Annotated in this window: 14 protein-coding genes; 6 read left to right on the forward strand and 8 right to left on the reverse strand. The window is 59.8% G+C overall.

The annotated features are described in order from the left end of the window. Positions 1 to 55: 55 nt before the first annotated feature. Positions 56 to 1,489 (forward strand): TolC family outer membrane protein, encoded by a 1,434-nt coding sequence (locus tag FQ187_RS14900; protein ID WP_149630067.1) that lies wholly within the window; start codon positions 56 to 58, stop codon positions 1,487 to 1,489. An 82-nt stretch (positions 1,490 to 1,571) separates the two neighbouring features. Here the strand turns inward: FQ187_RS14900 and waaA are convergent, their stop codons facing one another. Both waaA and FQ187_RS14910 read right to left on the reverse strand, forming a co-directional pair. Continuing rightward, positions 1,572 to 2,849: a lipid IV(A) 3-deoxy-D-manno-octulosonic acid transferase gene (waaA, locus tag FQ187_RS14905; protein ID WP_149630068.1), complete on the reverse strand. Its 1,278-nt coding sequence runs from the start codon at positions 2,847 to 2,849 to the stop codon at positions 1,572 to 1,574. 11 nt (positions 2,850 to 2,860) lie between these two features. Beyond that, entirely contained in the window at positions 2,861 to 3,763 is a 903-nt protein-coding gene (locus FQ187_RS14910) for a LysR family transcriptional regulator (protein WP_149630069.1), read from the reverse strand. A 103-nt stretch (positions 3,764 to 3,866) separates the two neighbouring features. Here FQ187_RS14910 and FQ187_RS14915 point away from each other — a divergent pair, with 103 nt between their 5' ends. From FQ187_RS14915 to FQ187_RS14930, 4 genes are all read left to right on the forward strand, one after another. Then, on the forward strand, positions 3,867 to 4,199 hold the full coding sequence (locus FQ187_RS14915) for a multidrug efflux SMR transporter (protein WP_008027887.1): 333 nt from the start codon (positions 3,867 to 3,869) through the stop codon (positions 4,197 to 4,199). Positions 4,200 to 4,266: 67 nt separating this feature from the next. Further along, positions 4,267 to 5,442, forward strand: coding sequence for an FAD-binding oxidoreductase (locus FQ187_RS14920; protein WP_149630070.1), 1,176 nt, complete (start codon positions 4,267 to 4,269; stop codon positions 5,440 to 5,442). After that, positions 5,439 to 6,251 (forward strand): aldo/keto reductase, encoded by an 813-nt coding sequence (locus FQ187_RS14925; protein ID WP_149630071.1) that lies wholly within the window; start codon positions 5,439 to 5,441, stop codon positions 6,249 to 6,251. The genes FQ187_RS14920 and FQ187_RS14925 overlap by 4 nt, the downstream gene beginning before the upstream one ends. A 32-nt stretch (positions 6,252 to 6,283) precedes the next feature. Further along, complete coding sequence (locus tag FQ187_RS14930) at positions 6,284 to 7,252, forward strand: metal ABC transporter ATPase (RefSeq protein ID WP_134419771.1); 969 nt, start codon at positions 6,284 to 6,286, stop codon at positions 7,250 to 7,252. A gap of 101 nt (positions 7,253 to 7,353) precedes the next feature. On the opposite strand, the gene hldE is transcribed toward FQ187_RS14930, so the two are convergent. The 3 genes from hldE to FQ187_RS14950 form a co-directional block, all read right to left on the reverse strand. Next, positions 7,354 to 8,778: a bifunctional D-glycero-beta-D-manno-heptose-7-phosphate kinase/D-glycero-beta-D-manno-heptose 1-phosphate adenylyltransferase HldE gene (gene hldE / locus FQ187_RS14935; protein ID WP_149630072.1), complete on the reverse strand. Its 1,425-nt coding sequence runs from the start codon at positions 8,776 to 8,778 to the stop codon at positions 7,354 to 7,356. 123 nt (positions 8,779 to 8,901) lie between these two features. After that, positions 8,902 to 10,710 (reverse strand): lipid A export permease/ATP-binding protein MsbA, encoded by a 1,809-nt coding sequence (gene msbA / locus FQ187_RS14945; protein ID WP_149630074.1) that lies wholly within the window; start codon positions 10,708 to 10,710, stop codon positions 8,902 to 8,904. Between the two features lie 15 nt (positions 10,711 to 10,725). After that, complete coding sequence (locus FQ187_RS14950) at positions 10,726 to 11,898, reverse strand: O-antigen ligase (RefSeq protein ID WP_149630075.1); 1,173 nt, start codon at positions 11,896 to 11,898, stop codon at positions 10,726 to 10,728. 150 nt (positions 11,899 to 12,048) lie between these two features. Here FQ187_RS14950 and FQ187_RS14955 point away from each other — a divergent pair, with 150 nt between their 5' ends. Beyond that, positions 12,049 to 12,615, forward strand: a complete 567-nt coding sequence (locus tag FQ187_RS14955; protein WP_256667317.1) for a toluene tolerance protein — start codon at positions 12,049 to 12,051, stop codon at positions 12,613 to 12,615. On the opposite strand, the gene FQ187_RS14960 is transcribed toward FQ187_RS14955, so the two are convergent. The 3 genes from FQ187_RS14960 to FQ187_RS14970 form a co-directional block, all read right to left on the reverse strand. Beyond that, positions 12,610 to 13,704 (reverse strand): glycosyltransferase family 4 protein, encoded by a 1,095-nt coding sequence (locus FQ187_RS14960; RefSeq protein WP_149630076.1) that lies wholly within the window; start codon positions 13,702 to 13,704, stop codon positions 12,610 to 12,612. The two genes, FQ187_RS14955 and FQ187_RS14960, sit on opposite strands and share 6 nt — an antisense overlap. Before the next feature lie 215 nt (positions 13,705 to 13,919). Continuing rightward, positions 13,920 to 14,876 carry a glycosyltransferase gene (locus FQ187_RS14965; RefSeq protein WP_149630077.1) on the reverse strand — a complete coding sequence of 319 codons (957 nt, stop codon included), beginning with the start codon at positions 14,874 to 14,876 and terminating at the stop codon, positions 13,920 to 13,922. Next, a complete protein-coding gene (locus tag FQ187_RS14970; RefSeq protein WP_149630078.1) occupies positions 14,873 to 16,303 on the reverse strand; it encodes a PIG-L deacetylase family protein in 1,431 nt (476 codons plus the stop codon). The genes FQ187_RS14965 and FQ187_RS14970 overlap by 4 nt, the downstream gene beginning before the upstream one ends. Positions 16,304 to 16,305 lie beyond the last annotated feature (2 nt).

Below are 16,305 nucleotides of genomic sequence, written 5' to 3' on the forward strand. Positions count from 1 at the left end.
CTGCGCCGTACCTTTGGCGCTCAAATTATCAGCGTAATTTTTTAGGGATCGCCTCATGCTGCGCAAACTTTCACTGGCCCTTGCCGTGTCTTGTGCGTCCAACGGAATGGCCTGGGCAGCAGAAGCGCCCTTATCGACCAAGAACGACCTGGTCAGCGTGTACCAGGAAGCCAAGGACAACAACGCTGACCTCGCCGCCGCCGTCGCCCAATATGGCGCGCAGAAAGAAGTCGTGCCTCAGGCTCGCGCCGGGCTGCTGCCTAATCTTTCGGGCGGCGCCGAGCTGGCCAACGTGCGCACAGCGCTCGACCAGCCTTCGGCCACCGCCAACCGTAATGCTCATTCGTATCAAGCGACTTTGGCGCAACCACTGTTCCGCGCCGATCGCTGGTTCCAGTTCCAGGCCGCGAAGGACGTCAACGAGCAGGCCGCGCTGCAACTCTCGGCGACCGAGCAGAACCTGATCCTGCAAACCGCCAATAGCTACTTCAACGTCTTGCGTACCCAGGACAACCTGGCCTCGACCAAGGCCGAGGAAGCCGCGTTCAAACGCCAGCTCGATCAGTCCAACGAACGCTTTGACGTCGGCCTGTCGGACAAGACCGACGTGCTGCAATCGCAAGCCAGCTACGACACCGCACGCGCCAACCGGATCGTCGCGCAGCGCCAGGTGGATGATGCCTTCGAAGCCCTGATTACCCTGACCAACCGTCAGTACAACTCGATCTGGGGCATTTCCCATACGTTGCCGATCCTGCCGCCCGCGCCGAACGACGCCAAGGCATGGGTCGATACGGCCGCCAGACAGAACCTTAATCTGCTAGCGAGCAACTACGCCGTCAGCGCCGCCGAAGAAACCCTCAAGCAGCGCAAGGCCGGACACGCGCCGACCCTCGACGCCGTGGCGAAGTACGAGAAAGGTGACAACGACGCGCTGGGCTTCAGCAACCCGAACGCCTTCGGCCAGCCTTACGGTGGCAATGTCGAGCAAACAACGGTTGGCCTGCAACTGAACATCCCGATCTACAGCGGCGGTCTGATCAACTCCCAGGTGCGCCAGTCGTATGCACAACTGGATCAGTCCGAGCAGCAACGTGAATCCCTGCGCCGGCAAATCGTCGAGAGCACGCGCAATCTGCACCGCGCGGTGAACACCGACGTCGAGCAGGTGCAAGCCCGCAAGCAGTCGATCATCTCCAACCAGAGCGCGGTGGAAGCGACCGAAATCGGTTATCAGGTGGGCACGCGAAACATCGTCGATGTGCTGGATGCGCAGCGTTCGCTGTACACCTCGGTGCGCGACTACAACAACACGCGCTACGACTACATCCTCGACAACCTGCGCTTGAAACAGGCCGCGGGCACGTTGAACCCAGGGGACTTGCAGGATCTGGCGCGTTACCTCAAGGCTGATTACAACCCGGATAAAGACTTCCTGCCGCCGGATCTGGCGAAGGCTGCGGCGGAGCAGCTCAAAGCCAGACCTTGATCGCAAAAAATCTGTAGGAGCACGGCTTGCCGGGGATGGCGTCCTTGAAATCGCCATCGCCGGCAAGCCGTGCTCCTACAGGTTAGCGCTGAATCAACCTGTCCAACCCATCCAGCAACCGCTGCAACGCGCCCTGATTGGTGCGCATCACTTTCAACCCCGCCTCCGCCATCCGCTGCGCATCCCGTGGCAACTCGAACAGTCGCTGCACCGCCAGCGCCAGACCTTCGGCATCCTCCACTTCCTGCAACGCCCCGGCACTGCGCAATTGCGCGGCGATTTCGAGGAAATTGAACAGGTGCGGCCCGCTCAACACCGGTTTGGCCAGCGCTGCCGGTTCCAGCAGGTTGTGCCCGCCGTTCGGCACCAGACTGCCGCCGACAAAAGCGCTGTCGGCCAAGGCATACAGAAACAGCAACTCTCCCATGGTGTCCCCCAGCAGCACCGACGTACCGGCGGTGACGGGTTCGCCAGTGGAACGACGGACCGTGGCGAAACCCTGCTGCCGACACAACTCGAACACCGGGTTGAAACGCTCCGGATGGCGCGGCACCAGAATCAGCAACGCATCGGGATGATTGGCCAGCAACTGACGATGAGCCGCCAGCACCACTTCGTCTTCACCTTCGTGAGTACTCGCGGCGATCCACACCGGGCGCTCCTGCGCCTGCCATTGCGCACGCAACTCGGCGGCACGCTGAAGCAGTGCCGGGTCGATGGTCAGATCAAACTTGATCGAGCCGGTCACTTCCACGGTTTGCGAACGCGCACCCAAATCGCGGAAGCGCTGGGCCTCGGCCTCGGTCTGCACCGCGAACAGGCTCATCTCGGCGAGCATCGGCTGGGTCAGTTTGCCGAAGCGGCCATAGCCCTTGGCCGAACGTTCGGACAATCGAGCGTTGGCCAGGGCCACGGGAATCCCGCGCCTGGCGCACTGATGGATATGGTTCGGCCAGAGCTCGGTTTCCATGATCACCGCCAGTTTCGGCTGGACCCGATCAAGGAATCGCTTCGCTGCGCAAGGCAAGTCGTAAGGCAAATAGCAGTGCTGGATGCGCGACTCATTGGCGAACAGCGCCTGGATGCGCTCCGACCCGGTCGGGGTCATGCAGGTCACGGTAATGGGCAGCTGTGGATAACGTTGCAGCAAAGCGCGAATCATCGGCGCCGCGGCAATGCTTTCGCCCACCGACACCGCGTGTACCCAGATGCCGCCCGTTTTCATCGCCGGGAACCCGAGGGAGAAACGTTCGCCAATGCGCTTGGCGTACGCGGGCGCCTTGCGCGCCCGCAGCCAAAGCCGAATCGCTACCAGTGGCAGCCCCAGGTAAAACAGCGCGGTGTAGAGAGTTCTATTCATGGCGGCGGAGTTTATCGGCTTTTTTCACCGATCGTCTGCAAGTGCACGGCAAAACGTTCCGCCAGCCAACGAGCCGCCGGCCCCAGAGGCTCATCACGGCGCCAAACCAGCTCCACCACCAGCGCTGGCGGGGTCCATTCACTGACCAGTTCGACCATCAGATCCTGATACGCCGGGTACTGCACCACGTGGCGCGGCAGCCAGGCCCAACCGAGGCCGCGCACCAGCCATTCAGCCATCACGTAAAAGCTGTCGGCCCGCCAGACCTGCGGGCTGGCGGGTTCGCTCCCGGGATAGACACTCGACTGTGTGGACATCAACAACTGTCGATGCTGCGCCAGTTGCTGACAATCGACCTGAGCCTGTTGCGCCAGGGGATGGCCGACGCCACACACCGTGACCATTTCGACGCTGCCCAACACCCGCCGCTCAAGCGCTTCGGGAATCTGGTCGTGATAAAACAGCAACCCCAGATCGGCCCGACGCTCCACCAATTTGCGCGCCACATCGCCTTGGGCGGCGCTGGTCAGCTGCACTTCAAGGCTGGGAAATTGTTGAGCCAGGGCTTCGAAGCTTTCGATGATCGGCTGATAGGGCATCGCCTCATCCTGAGCCACACGCAAACGCGCCTCCTGGCCGCGCATCATTGCCAGCGCCCGACCGTTAAGGCGTTCGCATTGGCGCAGCACTTCCCGTGCCTCATCCAGCAATGCGTTACCGGCCTCGGTGAGTTTCGGCTGGCGGCCGCTGCTGCGGTCGAACAGGCTGACGCCCAGGTCCTCTTCCAGCAGCGCAATCGAACTGCTGACCGCCGACTGCGCCTTGCGCTGATCCCGCGCCACCGCAGAAAACGAAAGCTGCTCCGCTACGCTGACAAACAGCCGCAGCTGCTCCAGATTCCATTGCGTGTTCATGGCCCAACCCATCTTCAGAACAGATAGGTAATGACTTTACCGCATCTGGAGAATCGCTAAAATGCCGACCTCAGAAAGCAACACTTCACACGAGGATGCACCCATGACCGCTTACTACTACCTGGCCATTGCCATCTGCGCCGAAGTGATCGCCACCGTTTCGATGAAAGCGGTCAAAGGTTTCAGCACGCCACTGCCGCTGATTCTGGTTATTGTCGGCTACGGCATTGCCTTCTGGATGCTCACGCTGGTGGTGCGCAGCGTTCCGGTGGGCGTGGCTTACGCGGTGTGGGCTGGCATGGGGATCGTGATGGTCAGCGTCGCGGCGCTGTTTATCTACGGGCAGAAACTGGATGTGCCGGCGATGCTGGGGATGGCTCTCATTGTGCTGGGTGTTGTCGTCATTCAGCTCTTCTCCAAGACCGCGGGGCATTGACGAACGTCTTAGCTGCGATCCACGAGTCTGTATACTGCGCCCTCGTCTTGAACACTGAGGTCGCTGCATGCCATCCGTTATTTCCACCGACGTTCTGATTGTCGGCGCTGGTGTCGCCGGCCTCTGGCTGAATGCGCGCCTGCGCCGCCAGGGTTTTTCGACCGTGCTGGTGGAAAGCGCCAGCCTCGGTGGCGGGCAAAGCGTGAAATCCCAAGGCATCATCCATGGCGGCGCCAAGTACGCATTGCATGGCGCCCTGACCGGTGCCTCGGAAGCCATCGCCGACATGCCTCGGCGCTGGCGTGAAGCCCTGGCCGGTGACGGCGAACTGGATCTGACCGGTGTGCGCCTGCTGTCCGAAGCCCATTACCTCTGGTCCCCCGGCACAATCGCCGGCAATCTCACCAGTTTCTTCGCCAGTAAAGCGGTGCGCGGCCGTGTCGATCAGGTCAAGGGCGAACAACTGCCGCCCGCCCTGCAAGACAAGCGCTTCAAGGGCAAGGTCTACCGATTGGCGGAACTGGTGATCGACGTTCCGAGCCTGATCCAGCGCCTGGCCGATCTGGCGGGTGATGGCCTGCTCGCCGGTCAGAACATCGAACCGCTGCTGGAAGGTGGAAAACTGGTCGGCCTGAAGGTTGACGAGCGCGAGATTCACGCCCAACGCATTGTCCTCAGCGCCGGGGCCGGTACGGCGGCATTGCTCGAAGCACTGGGGCTGAGTCAGCCCGCCATGCAACGCCGGCCGTTGCACATGATCATCGCCAAAGGTCCGGGTCTCAAACCACTGTATGCCCACTGCCTGGGCGGCGGCACCAAGCCGCGCATGACCGTGACCACCCATCCGGCCGCCGATGGTCAATGGGTCTGGTATCTGGGCGGTGATATCGCCGAAGCCGAAGGTGTCGCCCGCGAACCCGCCGAGCAAATTGCCACCGCGCAGAAAGAACTCGGCCAGTTGCTGCCATGGATCGACCTGAGCACAGCGCAATGGGCCACCCTTCGAGTGGATCGCGCCGAGCCACTGCAATCGGGACTGACCCGTCCTGACAATGCATTCCTTGCCGAAGAAGGCCGGCTGCTGGTCGGTTGGCCAACCAAACTGGCGCTGGCTCCGGACTTTGCTGATCGCGTCATCGCCTCCCTGCAGCGCGACGGCATCCAGCCAAGCCATCCGGCGCCACTACCCGAGCTACCAAAACCGCCGATGGGCGTCCCTGCCTGGGAGCAACTGCTGCCATGAGCCAACCGACCTTGCACGACCTGCATCGCCCTTTGGGCAGCACCGGCCTGCTGGTTTCGCCACTGGGTCTGGGCACGGTAAAACTCGGTCGCGACCAAGGCGTGAAGTACCCCAACGGCTTTCAGATCCCTGACGATGACGAAGCGCGCATGCTGCTCAAACTAGCGCGCGACCTGGGCATCAACCTGATCGACACTGCCCCGGCCTATGGCCGCAGCGAAGAACGCCTCGGTCCGTTGCTGCGTGGGCAGCGCGAGGATTGGGTGATCGTCAGCAAGGTCGGCGAAGAGTTTGCCGACGGCCAGTCGAGCCACGACTTCAGCGCCGCTCATACCCGGCTCTCGGTCGAGCGCAGCCTCCAACGTCTGGAAACGGATTTTATCGACCTGGTGCTGGTGCACTCCGATGGCAACGACCTGGCGATCCTCAACGACAGCGAAGTCTATGCAACCCTCGCGGCGTTGAAGAGCGAAGGCAAGATTCGCGGCTTCGGTTTTTCCGGCAAAACCGTCGAAGGCGGCTTGAAGGCTCTGGAACAAGGTGATTGCGCGATGGTCACCTACAATCTGAACGAGCAGAACGAGAAGCCGGTCATTGACTATGCTGCTGCCCACGGCAAAGCCATTCTGGTCAAAAAAGCCCTCGCCAGCGGTCATGTTTGCCTGAGCCCGGGCGTGGACCCTGTTCGCGCCAGCTTCGAGTTGTTGTTTGAACATCCGGGCGTTGCCAGTGCTATTGTCGGGACCATTAATCCGCTGCACCTCGCCCATAACGTCGCGACCGTTGCCCAGGTCCTACGTAGAAACTGATGCCGCCCACGCGGCCTTAAGCAGGAGCCGACATGCCGCGTACGCTCATAAGAAAGAACCCGAGCAACTTCAAGACCCTGCCGTTATTCGTCGAAGCGACTCCCGAAGGCCTGAGTTATCAAAGCGTCGGGATGCCGCTCAATTTCTCCCAGACGTTGCAACGTCGCCGCCCGGTGACGGTCGCCGACACTCAGCGGTTTTCGCTGGAGCTGGCCAACCTCGGGGTTTCGGTGCGCCTGACCCTGCATTGGCAGAATCGCGATTACTGGGTGTTGGTGCGTCAACGTCGGCAAGACCGTGGCGACGTGGTGCTCAAGCTGATCTCCGGCTACGTGCCCGCCCATGAGCTGAACCTGCCACTGCACACGGCGATTCAGGAAATTGCCGAAGAGTGCCTGCTGGAAACCCCGGAAGGCTGGCTCGGCGGGCGTTTCAACGACACCTGGCTGCCGGCGCCCTACTCGTCCGCGCTGCATTATCGCGAAGCCCTGCCGTTTCGCCTGACGCCGCTGTCCGGTTCGGCGCGACCGGTGCGTTGCGCCAAGATGCAGTTGATCGAACGCCCGCGGGCTTACGTGCATTTGCCGACGGCCTCGCTGCAATTGATCTATGACTTGCGCCTGGACGTGCCCAAGGAGGCCAAATCCCTGAGCCTGTTCCATGTCGACGAACGACTGGAAGGCGATCAACTGGTGGCCCGTCTTGATCGAAAACGTCCCGATTTGTATCTGATGCCATTGCAGGACGGCCAGCCGATGGCCGAGCTCTATACCTTGAAAAAGGATCAGCTGTACCCGGCGAGTACTCGCGGGTTGTACCTGGCAGAGAGTTTTGCCCAGCAGGAAGGCTGGCTGGTGAAGGATGAGCGAATTCGCTGGAAGGATTGGGTGCGGCAGCAGGGCTTGAGCCCGCCGGGGAAGGATTCAGGTTTGGCGCGGTTGCGTGGGAAGGCGAAGCAATTGCTGAAGAGAATCGTACCGCGTAAGAAAGTTAGCTCTTAAAAGCAAAAGATCGCAGCCTCGTTTCACTCGACAGCTCCTACATTGAAATGCGATTCCCGTAGGAGCTGTCGAGTGAAACGAGGCTGCGATCTTTTATGACTTCACTCGGACTTGCGGATCTTCTCGACAATCGCAGTGGTCGAGCTGTTAGCTACCAGCCCCAGCACTTTCACAGTTCCGCCGTAAGCGGTCACGATGTCCGCGCCGACGACCTGCTCGATTCCGTAGTCCCCACCCTTGACCAGCACATCCGGCTTGACCTCGCGCAGCAGGTTTTCCGGGGTGCCTTCAGCGAAGCTGATCACCCAATCCACGGCGCCTAAACCTGCCAGTACGGCCATGCGACGGTCGACGCTGTTGATAGGACGACCCGGCCCTTTCAGGCGGCTGACCGACGCATCGTCGTTGACCGCAACGATCAAGCGATCGCCCTGGGCTCGCGCCTGCTCAAGGTAGGTCACGTGGCCGGCGTGCAAAATGTCGAAACAGCCGTTGGTGAAGACGATCTTCTCGTTGTGCGCACGCGCATCGTCGACCGCCAGCAACAACTGCTCAAGGCCCAGCACACCACGCTCCGAACCTTCCTCACGCTGAATGGCGCGACGCAGTTCCGGCGCGCTGATGGCCGCCGTACCGAGTTTGCCGACCACAATGCCCGCCGCCAAGTTGGCCAAGGCCACCGCGTGAGGCAGTTCTTCGCCAGCGGCAATCGCGGCCGCCAGGGTGGAAATCACCGTGTCGCCGGCACCGGTCACATCGAACACTTCACGGGCACGGGCCGGCAGGTGCAGCGCCGGATGATCCGGACGCAACAGGGTCATGCCGTGTTCGCCGCGGGTCACCAGCAATGCGCCGAGGTCGAGGTCGTGCATCAACTGCGCGCCCTTGCTCACCAGCTCGTGCTCATCCGCGCAACCGCCGACGATGGTTTCGAATTCGCTGAGGTTCGGGGTGATCAGGCTCGCACCACGATAGATCGAGAAGTCCTTGCCCTTGGGATCGGCCAGCACCGGAATACCGCGGGCACGGGCCGCCTGAATCAGCACCTGATGGTTTTTCAGCGCGCCTTTGCCGTAATCGGACAGCACCAGCACTTTGATGCCTTCGAGCAACTCGTCGACTTGCTCGCCCAACGCCAACGCGTCGGTGGCGAAAGGTTCTTCGAAGTCGATACGCAGCAGTTGCTGGTGACGGCTCATGACCCGCAGCTTGACGATGGTCGGCTGGTGCGCGATGCGTTGGAACAACGCGCGTACGCCAGCGCCCTTGAGGCTATTGGCCAGGCTGTCGGCAGCTTCATCGTCGCCGGTTACGCCGACCAGCGAGGCCGGTGCGCCGAGGGCGGCAATGTTCAACGCAACGTTGGCGGCACCGCCCGGGCGGTCCTCGATTTGCTCGACCTTGACTACCGGTACCGGCGCCTCAGGGGAAATCCGTGAGGTACCACCATGCCAGTAACGGTCGAGCATGACATCGCCGACCACCAAGACAGGGGCTTGATCGAATCGCGGCATGGACAACTTCATGGAGCAACCCACATACAAAATGAACAGGGGCGCGATATTAACACAGGGTTGGCGTGGGCTTGCGCATGGCATCAATGAGAGGATTTTTTGCGGCCGCCACCCCTCGGTGGCGGCCAGCGGGGGTCAGGCGATACCCGCAGTAACCGGCTCGTCCAGGCCCATCGCATGCAAGCGCGAGTAGTAGCCGTTTTGCGCCAACAGTTGAGCGTGGGTGCCGCGCTCGACGATTTCGCCATGGTCCATGACCAGGATCAGATCGGCCTTCTCGATGGTCGACAACCGGTGAGCAATCACCAGGGTGGTGCGACCTTTCATGACCTGATCCAGTGCCGCCTGAATGTGCCGCTCGGACTCGGTATCGAGCGCCGACGTAGCCTCGTCGAGAATCAGCAACGGTGCGTTCTTCAACAAGGCCCGGGCAATCGCCAGGCGCTGACGCTGGCCACCGGACAGCAACACGCCGTTTTCCCCGACCTGGGTGTCCAGGCCCTGCGGCATTTCCGAGATGAAATCCATCGCGTAAGCATCCGTCGCGGCCTTTTCAATGTCGGCACGCGGTGCGCCGGCCAAGTCACCATAGGCAATGTTGTTGGCGATGGTGTCGTTGAACAGGGTCACATGCTGCGTCACCTGCGCCACGTGCCGACGCAGATTGCGCAGACGATAGTCTTCGATTTCCACGTCATCGAGCATGATTTCGCCGGTTTCGTGGTGATAGAAACGCGGAATCAGGCTGGCCAGGGTCGACTTGCCGCTACCCGAGCGACCGACCAGGGCGATCATTTGCCCCGGCGCCGCCGTGAAGCTGATGTTCTTCAGCACTTCACGCTCGGTCCCTGGATAGGTGAAGCTCAGGTTGCGCACTTCCAGGTGGCCGCTGACGCGATCGCGCTCGACGGTACCGTGGTCAATCTCTGGCTCGACGTCCAGTTGCTCGAAAATGCTCTCGGCACCGGCAACGCCTTTCTGGATTGTCGAGCTGACTTCCGACAGCTGCCGAATCGGCTTGGGCAACAGGCCCGCCGCGGTGATGTAGGCCACCAGGTCACCGGCGGTGGCATCGCCGCGCAGGAACAGCACCAGGAACATCAGCACCGCCATGGCGGTGTAGATCACCAACTGCAGCATGGGCGTGTAGACCGCACCGGTCTTGGTCATGCGCAGTTGCTTGTCGGTGTTGCCTTGGCTGGCTTCGGCGAAACGACGCTCTTCATAGCTCTCGCCGCCGAAGCTGCGCACCACGCGATAGCCCTGGATGGTTTCGGAGGCCACGTGAGTCACGTCGCCCATCGCCACCTGGATTTTCTTGCTCTGCTTGCGGAATTTTTTGCTGGTGCTGCTCACCATGATCGCGATGATTGGCAGGATCGCCAACATAACCAGGGTCAGTTTCCAGTTCATCCACAACAGGTAAGCAAACAGGAACACCACGGTCAGGCCTTCACGAATGACCACTTTGATGGCGTCCGTGGCAGCACCGGTGACCATGGTCACGTTGAAGGTGATGCGCGAAATCAGGTGCCCGGAGTTATGGGTGTCGAAATAACGGTTGGGCAATACCAGCAACTTGTTGAACAGTTCGACACGCAAGTCGTGGACCAGCCCAAGGGAGACTTTGGCCAGGTAATAGTTACCCAGGAAAGACCCCAGGCCTTGCCAGGCGGCGATCAGGATGATCAGCAGCGGCACGGCCATCAGCAACTGCAAGTCTTGCAGATAGGGAACAGTCGGGAAGAGCACCGCTTCGGGGTTGCTCAAGCCATCGACGAAATATTTGAGAATCCCCGCGAGCATGGGCTGCGTCGAGGCAAAGATCACGAAGCCGACGATACTCACCAGGAATAGGCCGATATAGGGTTTTACATAACCCAACAGCCGCAAATAGATTATCAGGCTGGAATCCTGTCCCGCTTTGGGCGGTGCGTCACTCATCGTAGAGCTCACTCGTTAGGAAGAACGCGAAATTTTATCACAATCGCCGGAATTGACCCGCGCCCATACCAACACACTGGCCAGGCCAACGGGCAACCAACTGATGAACCACTCGGCCCTTGGCGTTCCAGTCAGACTGGCGGCATCGAATTGCATGGCCAGGGATGAAAATACCCATATGCCGATAATGCCTTGACCATATAGCGTTTCCCGGGCTTTCCACGCCTCGCGTAAAACTGCAAGCCAGACCGAGCACCACAACAACAGCCCCGGCAGACCCAGTTCGATGGTGACATGAGTGAAGAGGTTATGGGCATGGTCAAAGGACAAGCCGTCGGCGAGCACTTTATAGTTGCCGCCAAGGCCCAGACCGCGCCATGGGTGCTCGGCAATCATTTGCAAGCTTGCCATCAGGATTTGCGGACGATAGGAAACACCGCGAGCCATGACCAAAGGTTCCAAGAACCAGAAAGCCAGCATCGCCACTGTCAACGCAGATACCGCAACGACGCGGCTGCGTCGATCGCGGCACCAGATCGGCATGACGAGTAACGTCAGGAACAACGCCAAGGCAGCACCACGACTCTGGCTAAGCACGACAAACACGCCAAGAAAACCCAGCGCTACGACCCAGGCCGCCTGCATCCAGAGCGTGCGCGGTACCCAATGAACAAGCCACACGGCCGCCAACCCAATAACGTAGCCCCCCAGAATCGGGTGAGACAACTCGCCCAATCCTTCAACGCGCGCGTACCAGACGTTGCCATTGACCCCATAAAATTTGATGGTGGCAGCCAACGCAGTCAATGCAAGCCCAATACCGCCCCATTGCATGATACGAATGACTCGCTCGGGCCGGGTATTGGCAAAAACCGGAAAAAAAAGCAGGAATACAACAATGTACAACAAACGCTTGGCTTCGCGACCCGGATCATCGACGTTCGTCCAAGAGAGACTAATCAATGACCAGACCAGCAGACCGAGCATCGGCAGGTAGACCCAGCGCTGCTCATACAGGAGTTCTCTGATCCGGGCCCGCGCTGACCAGCTGAACACCATGGCCGGCAGCCATAGCAGTGCGACCAGCCCTTGCTGATAAAGTTTGTTGGTAGGCGCAACGGCGATAGCCAGCAGAAACCACAACAGACCTGACGTCATCCATGCTTGCACCCAACGTGTTTCTTGCATCAAATTGCTCCTTAGACAGCCCACCCTGCCTAACCCGGCATGGTTAAAACCGAAACTTTTCGGCATCATTGCCCGCCACAGTGCCCCGCTATTCCAACAAGGCTTTCTATGATGCAATGCTCCCGGCTTCCGCAAGACGCTTTAAATCAAATGATTGAAGCCGCCAGAGTACTGGAGGCCGACAGCTACGGCCCGAAAGTTTACCTGTTGCAGGATGGGAATATCCTGAAACTGTTTCGTCGCAAGCGTATTTTATCTTCCGCGCTGTTTCGTCCGTACTCGAAACGCTTCATCGACAATGCCGCCGAACTGCACAAGCTTGGCGTACCCACCCTTCAGGTCCTGCACTTCTATCGGCTGCAAACCCCAGGCATGACGGCGGTGCTTTACCAGCCCCTGCCGGGAGAAACCCTGCGCCAGATCGCCAGCAAGGAAGGGTTCGACTGGCAGCAGACACTGCCAGCTCTGGCGGGGCTGATACGTAGCCTTCATATGTCGGGGATCTACTTTCGCTCACTGCACCTAGGCAACATTGTGGTCACGCCGGACAACCGGATGGGCCTGATCGATGTGGCGGATATGCGTTTCTTGCGGGCGCCACTGCCCAAGCATCTGATCAAGCGCAACCTGCAGCATTTCGCTCGCTATATTGCGCGCGAGAACCTGAACGACAGCTTTCCAATGCAGGCACTCGAGCAAGCTGTTCTGCCATCATGAAAGCAATGCACGGGCCGTCTGACTGAAGTTCAGCCAGGCCTGGTCAGGGGCCAGCTCCTGATATTGGCCTGCCGCGATTTCTTTCGCAGAGACGCTGGACGCTCGCACAATAACATCGCTCCAGGCGCTGACATCCTCTATGGGGGCATACCAACCCGTGTCGGCCAACTGCTCGCGAAACACTGGCAGCTCGCTGGCAATGACTGGAACACCCGCCATCACCGCCTCTTGCATAATCAGTCCAAGACCCTCGTCCAGTGAAGGAATAGCGACCCAGTCGAATGCCCTGTAAAGCCGCGCGGCATCATTCAGATGGCCGGGCAAGGAGACACTCGCGCGCAACCCCAGGTGATCAATGCGTGCTTGCAACGCTTCTCTGGAAGACCCTTCACCGACAATCACCAATCGCAGATCGGGCCACTGCTTCGATGCAGAAGCAAAGGCCTCGATCAGACAGGCAAACCCCTTATCCTCCACCAATCGCCCCACCGCACCGAGCACAGGCGTGTCGCCCAGGGGCAACCCCAACCGGGCGCGGGCCTCCTCGCGAGGGAGTACCGCGGAGCGAAACGCGACAGGGTCGAACGCACTACGCAGTGTCATGACCGGCATTTGAAGATCTCGGCCCAGCGAGGCCGCCAAGGTGTTCGACACTGCGACCAATGTCAGTTGGGACGGCGAGAGCTGGTGGAAGAGGGCTCGATCTGCCGCACGAACTCGCGTGGAACCATGAACAATCACCACCGCGCGGATGTTTGGCAATGTTTTGAGAAGGGGTAAAAGTGCGCGAGCTACTCCCAAGCCATCGAGCAGCAAAAGGTGTGCCCCACTTTGCTTGAGGGCTCTCTTGAAAGAGGCCTGCATCCACGGCCTCATCAGCCGCCAAAAATGCTGCCCTTTCAAACGGGCAGAGGACAGTTGCCATTCCCGGGTTTCGCCAACATTCACTCCAGACCCTGACGCGCAGCCCTGAAGCAACCAGGTCTTGGCCGATGCGGTGGCGCCGACCTGCGACAGTATTTGCTGATGAACCTTGTGAATCGATGCGAACGGCGCACCACCGGACCACATAACGTTCAGGATACTCATAAGGCAACAAGCCAACGCATGGAACTATGCAGGTACGCTGCGGCGCACCTATTGGATAAAACAGCCAATGCAGACTCCCGGCATTAGAGACAATGCAAACTTGATGTGTTCGCGTCGACTGCGCGCCTTGCGCTGATGCTCAATCGACAGCTGTACGTAGAGGCCCAAACCGGCATGCCGAACGACATCTCCTTCCAGCGTCACAGAAACCCTTGTCAAACGCCCAGTTTCAGACGCACTTTTTCCAGCAGACTCAACGGCGCGTGAGGACGCAATGCTGGTTCGAGTTCCTCGACGATACGCTTGCCGATACGCGCAAAGCTGAACTGGCCGACCACCAGTTCGCGACCATTGCGAGCGATACGCTGCGCCAGCTCCGGGTCAGCCCGTAGCCTCGCGAGCTTTTCCTGAAGCTGCGGGATACTTTGATAGAAAACAACGTTGTGCATATCGTGCAAACCCAGCGCGCTGCTTTCAGCCGCGCCCTGATCATAAGCCAGGAGCACACAACCACACGCCATGGCCTCGAAATTCTTGATCATGAATTCGCCCATACCGACGTCGGCACTGACGAAGTAGCGAATACGGTTAAGCGTATCGCAGTATTCCTCACCCGACTTGGTACGCGTCACCACTAGAGGTTCGACGTGCGCCAACTCATCGAGCAGTGCTTTGCGGCCGCTATAGGCGACGCTGTTGGTACTGCCGACAAAGGCCAGTTCGATATCTCGCTCACGACCTTGGTCTTGCAGCAGCGACTGGTCGTATCCCTTGGGAACGAACACAGCATCGAAACCTTCCTCGCGCAAGCGAGCGGCGACCATGAAGCCCGAGCTGATCACCCGTGCCCAAGGCAGCTTGCGGTAATGGGCGCTGAACTTTCCGGTGTACTTGCACGGGATGTAATTCTGGTACGCATCGTGTTCCAGAATAACCAGATTGGGCAGGGTTTGGATGAACCTCACCTGTCTGATTTCTTTTTTGAAGCGCAGGAAAAAAACAATCCGGTCGTAGCGGGTCACATCGACATGCTTGCGAAAGTATCCACGCAAGTCGTCCTGCTCCGCGCTGGTCAGCTCGCGCTTGTCGCAGTCGCAGTGCTCGGCGATACCGTCATACAGTCGATCAAGGATCGCTCGCTGCTCTTTCTGCACCAGAAACAGAACTTTCAATTGGTCTCTCTCTTTCCAGACAGCTCTTGGACCCAGAATAATTCGTGGCGTCGCACCGTTTTACGGAAGAATTCGTTTTCGCCGAAAGCTGGCCAGTGTCGGGCCGCCAGACAACGTTGGATCGCCCGGCGAATTAGACGCTTGAGGGGAAGTCGGGGCTGAAGGTCGTGCATCATGCCCAACGACATAGCCTTGTGCCACTGCTTTTCGGCCGACAGAGAAAGAGCCCAAGGACGTAACGGCTCGTGATTATTGATCTGTGGCGGCAGTGTTACACCGGTACCGGCATCACCCATAGGCCAGCGATCGTTGTCGTGTAGATGATTGGCGTAATGCAACAAGGTTTCGGGCTGCCAGGCTGTACCGCTCAGTGCCTGCATCACCGCTTGCTGTGAGCATAGATGGTCTGGGTGCGGGTCGAAACGCGGATGTGGCAAAACGATGACCTGGGGCTGGATACGCTCGATCAACTCACTCAGGTCGGCCAGCAGATTGTTCCAGGACGGTATGCCATCGACGTCACTGCCCAGGGCAAACGGATTGAACCGTCGAAAATATCGGGTATCACCAAGCTGCGCCTCACGGGACACCACGGCCTCGGCCGGCGCGCTTTGCATGGCGGACAATTGCAGGCAGAAATACCCCAACTGAATACAACGCTCCTGAGGTACGCCGCCCCACAGCGGGACGCTGAGACTGTCCCAGGCGCGAAGCGAGCCTTTCAACCGGGACGCTTCGACGCCATTGAGCCCCATTTGCTGATAGTGCCCGGCCTCGACTTCACCGGCGGTCAAGGTCACGATCCAGCTTTGGCTGGCGCTGCTGTACAAACCGAATGCGGCCAACTCGGCATCGTCGGCGTGGGGCGCGATCACCATCACCCGCTGACGACTGTAATCCGGATGCTCGAACGCCCTGAGCACCGGCTCACCCAGCAGTCGGCAGAAACGCCCACGCAGGCGTAACTCACCTTGCGACAGAACCTGCGCCTGACCACTGAGGTTGAGGTAACGCAGGCCGTTCACACCACGCTCGAAGGTTTGTCGGTCCGGGTTATCCCCCCCCGACAACTCGACCACAGGATCGATGAAGCGTCCCAGCCAGGTGCTTTTAATCCGCAGCGCCAACACCAGGGTGGCGTCGTCAACCAGCATGACGCCGTCGTCCAGGCGCAAACGCTCACCGTCAAGGTGAACCTTGGGCTGCTGGGTGTACGGTGGAAAGCTGTACTGGTAGTCGTCTTTTGGCGAATAAAACAGGTGGTCGGCGAACCAGGCCTCGTGGGCAATCCAGCCCAGAACCGCGAGCACCAACGGCAGCCACCAGGTCACCAGCACACCCATGGCAATCAATAGCACCAGCGCGATGAGCAGACCAATGCGTTTGTTGCGCCGATGGCGCTTGAGCAATTGCTGTTTGCGGTTCATGG

The sequence above is a fragment of the Pseudomonas sp. ANT_J28 genome (assembly GCF_008370005.1).
Classification (GTDB): Bacteria; Pseudomonadota; Gammaproteobacteria; order Pseudomonadales; family Pseudomonadaceae; genus Aquipseudomonas; species Aquipseudomonas frigoris.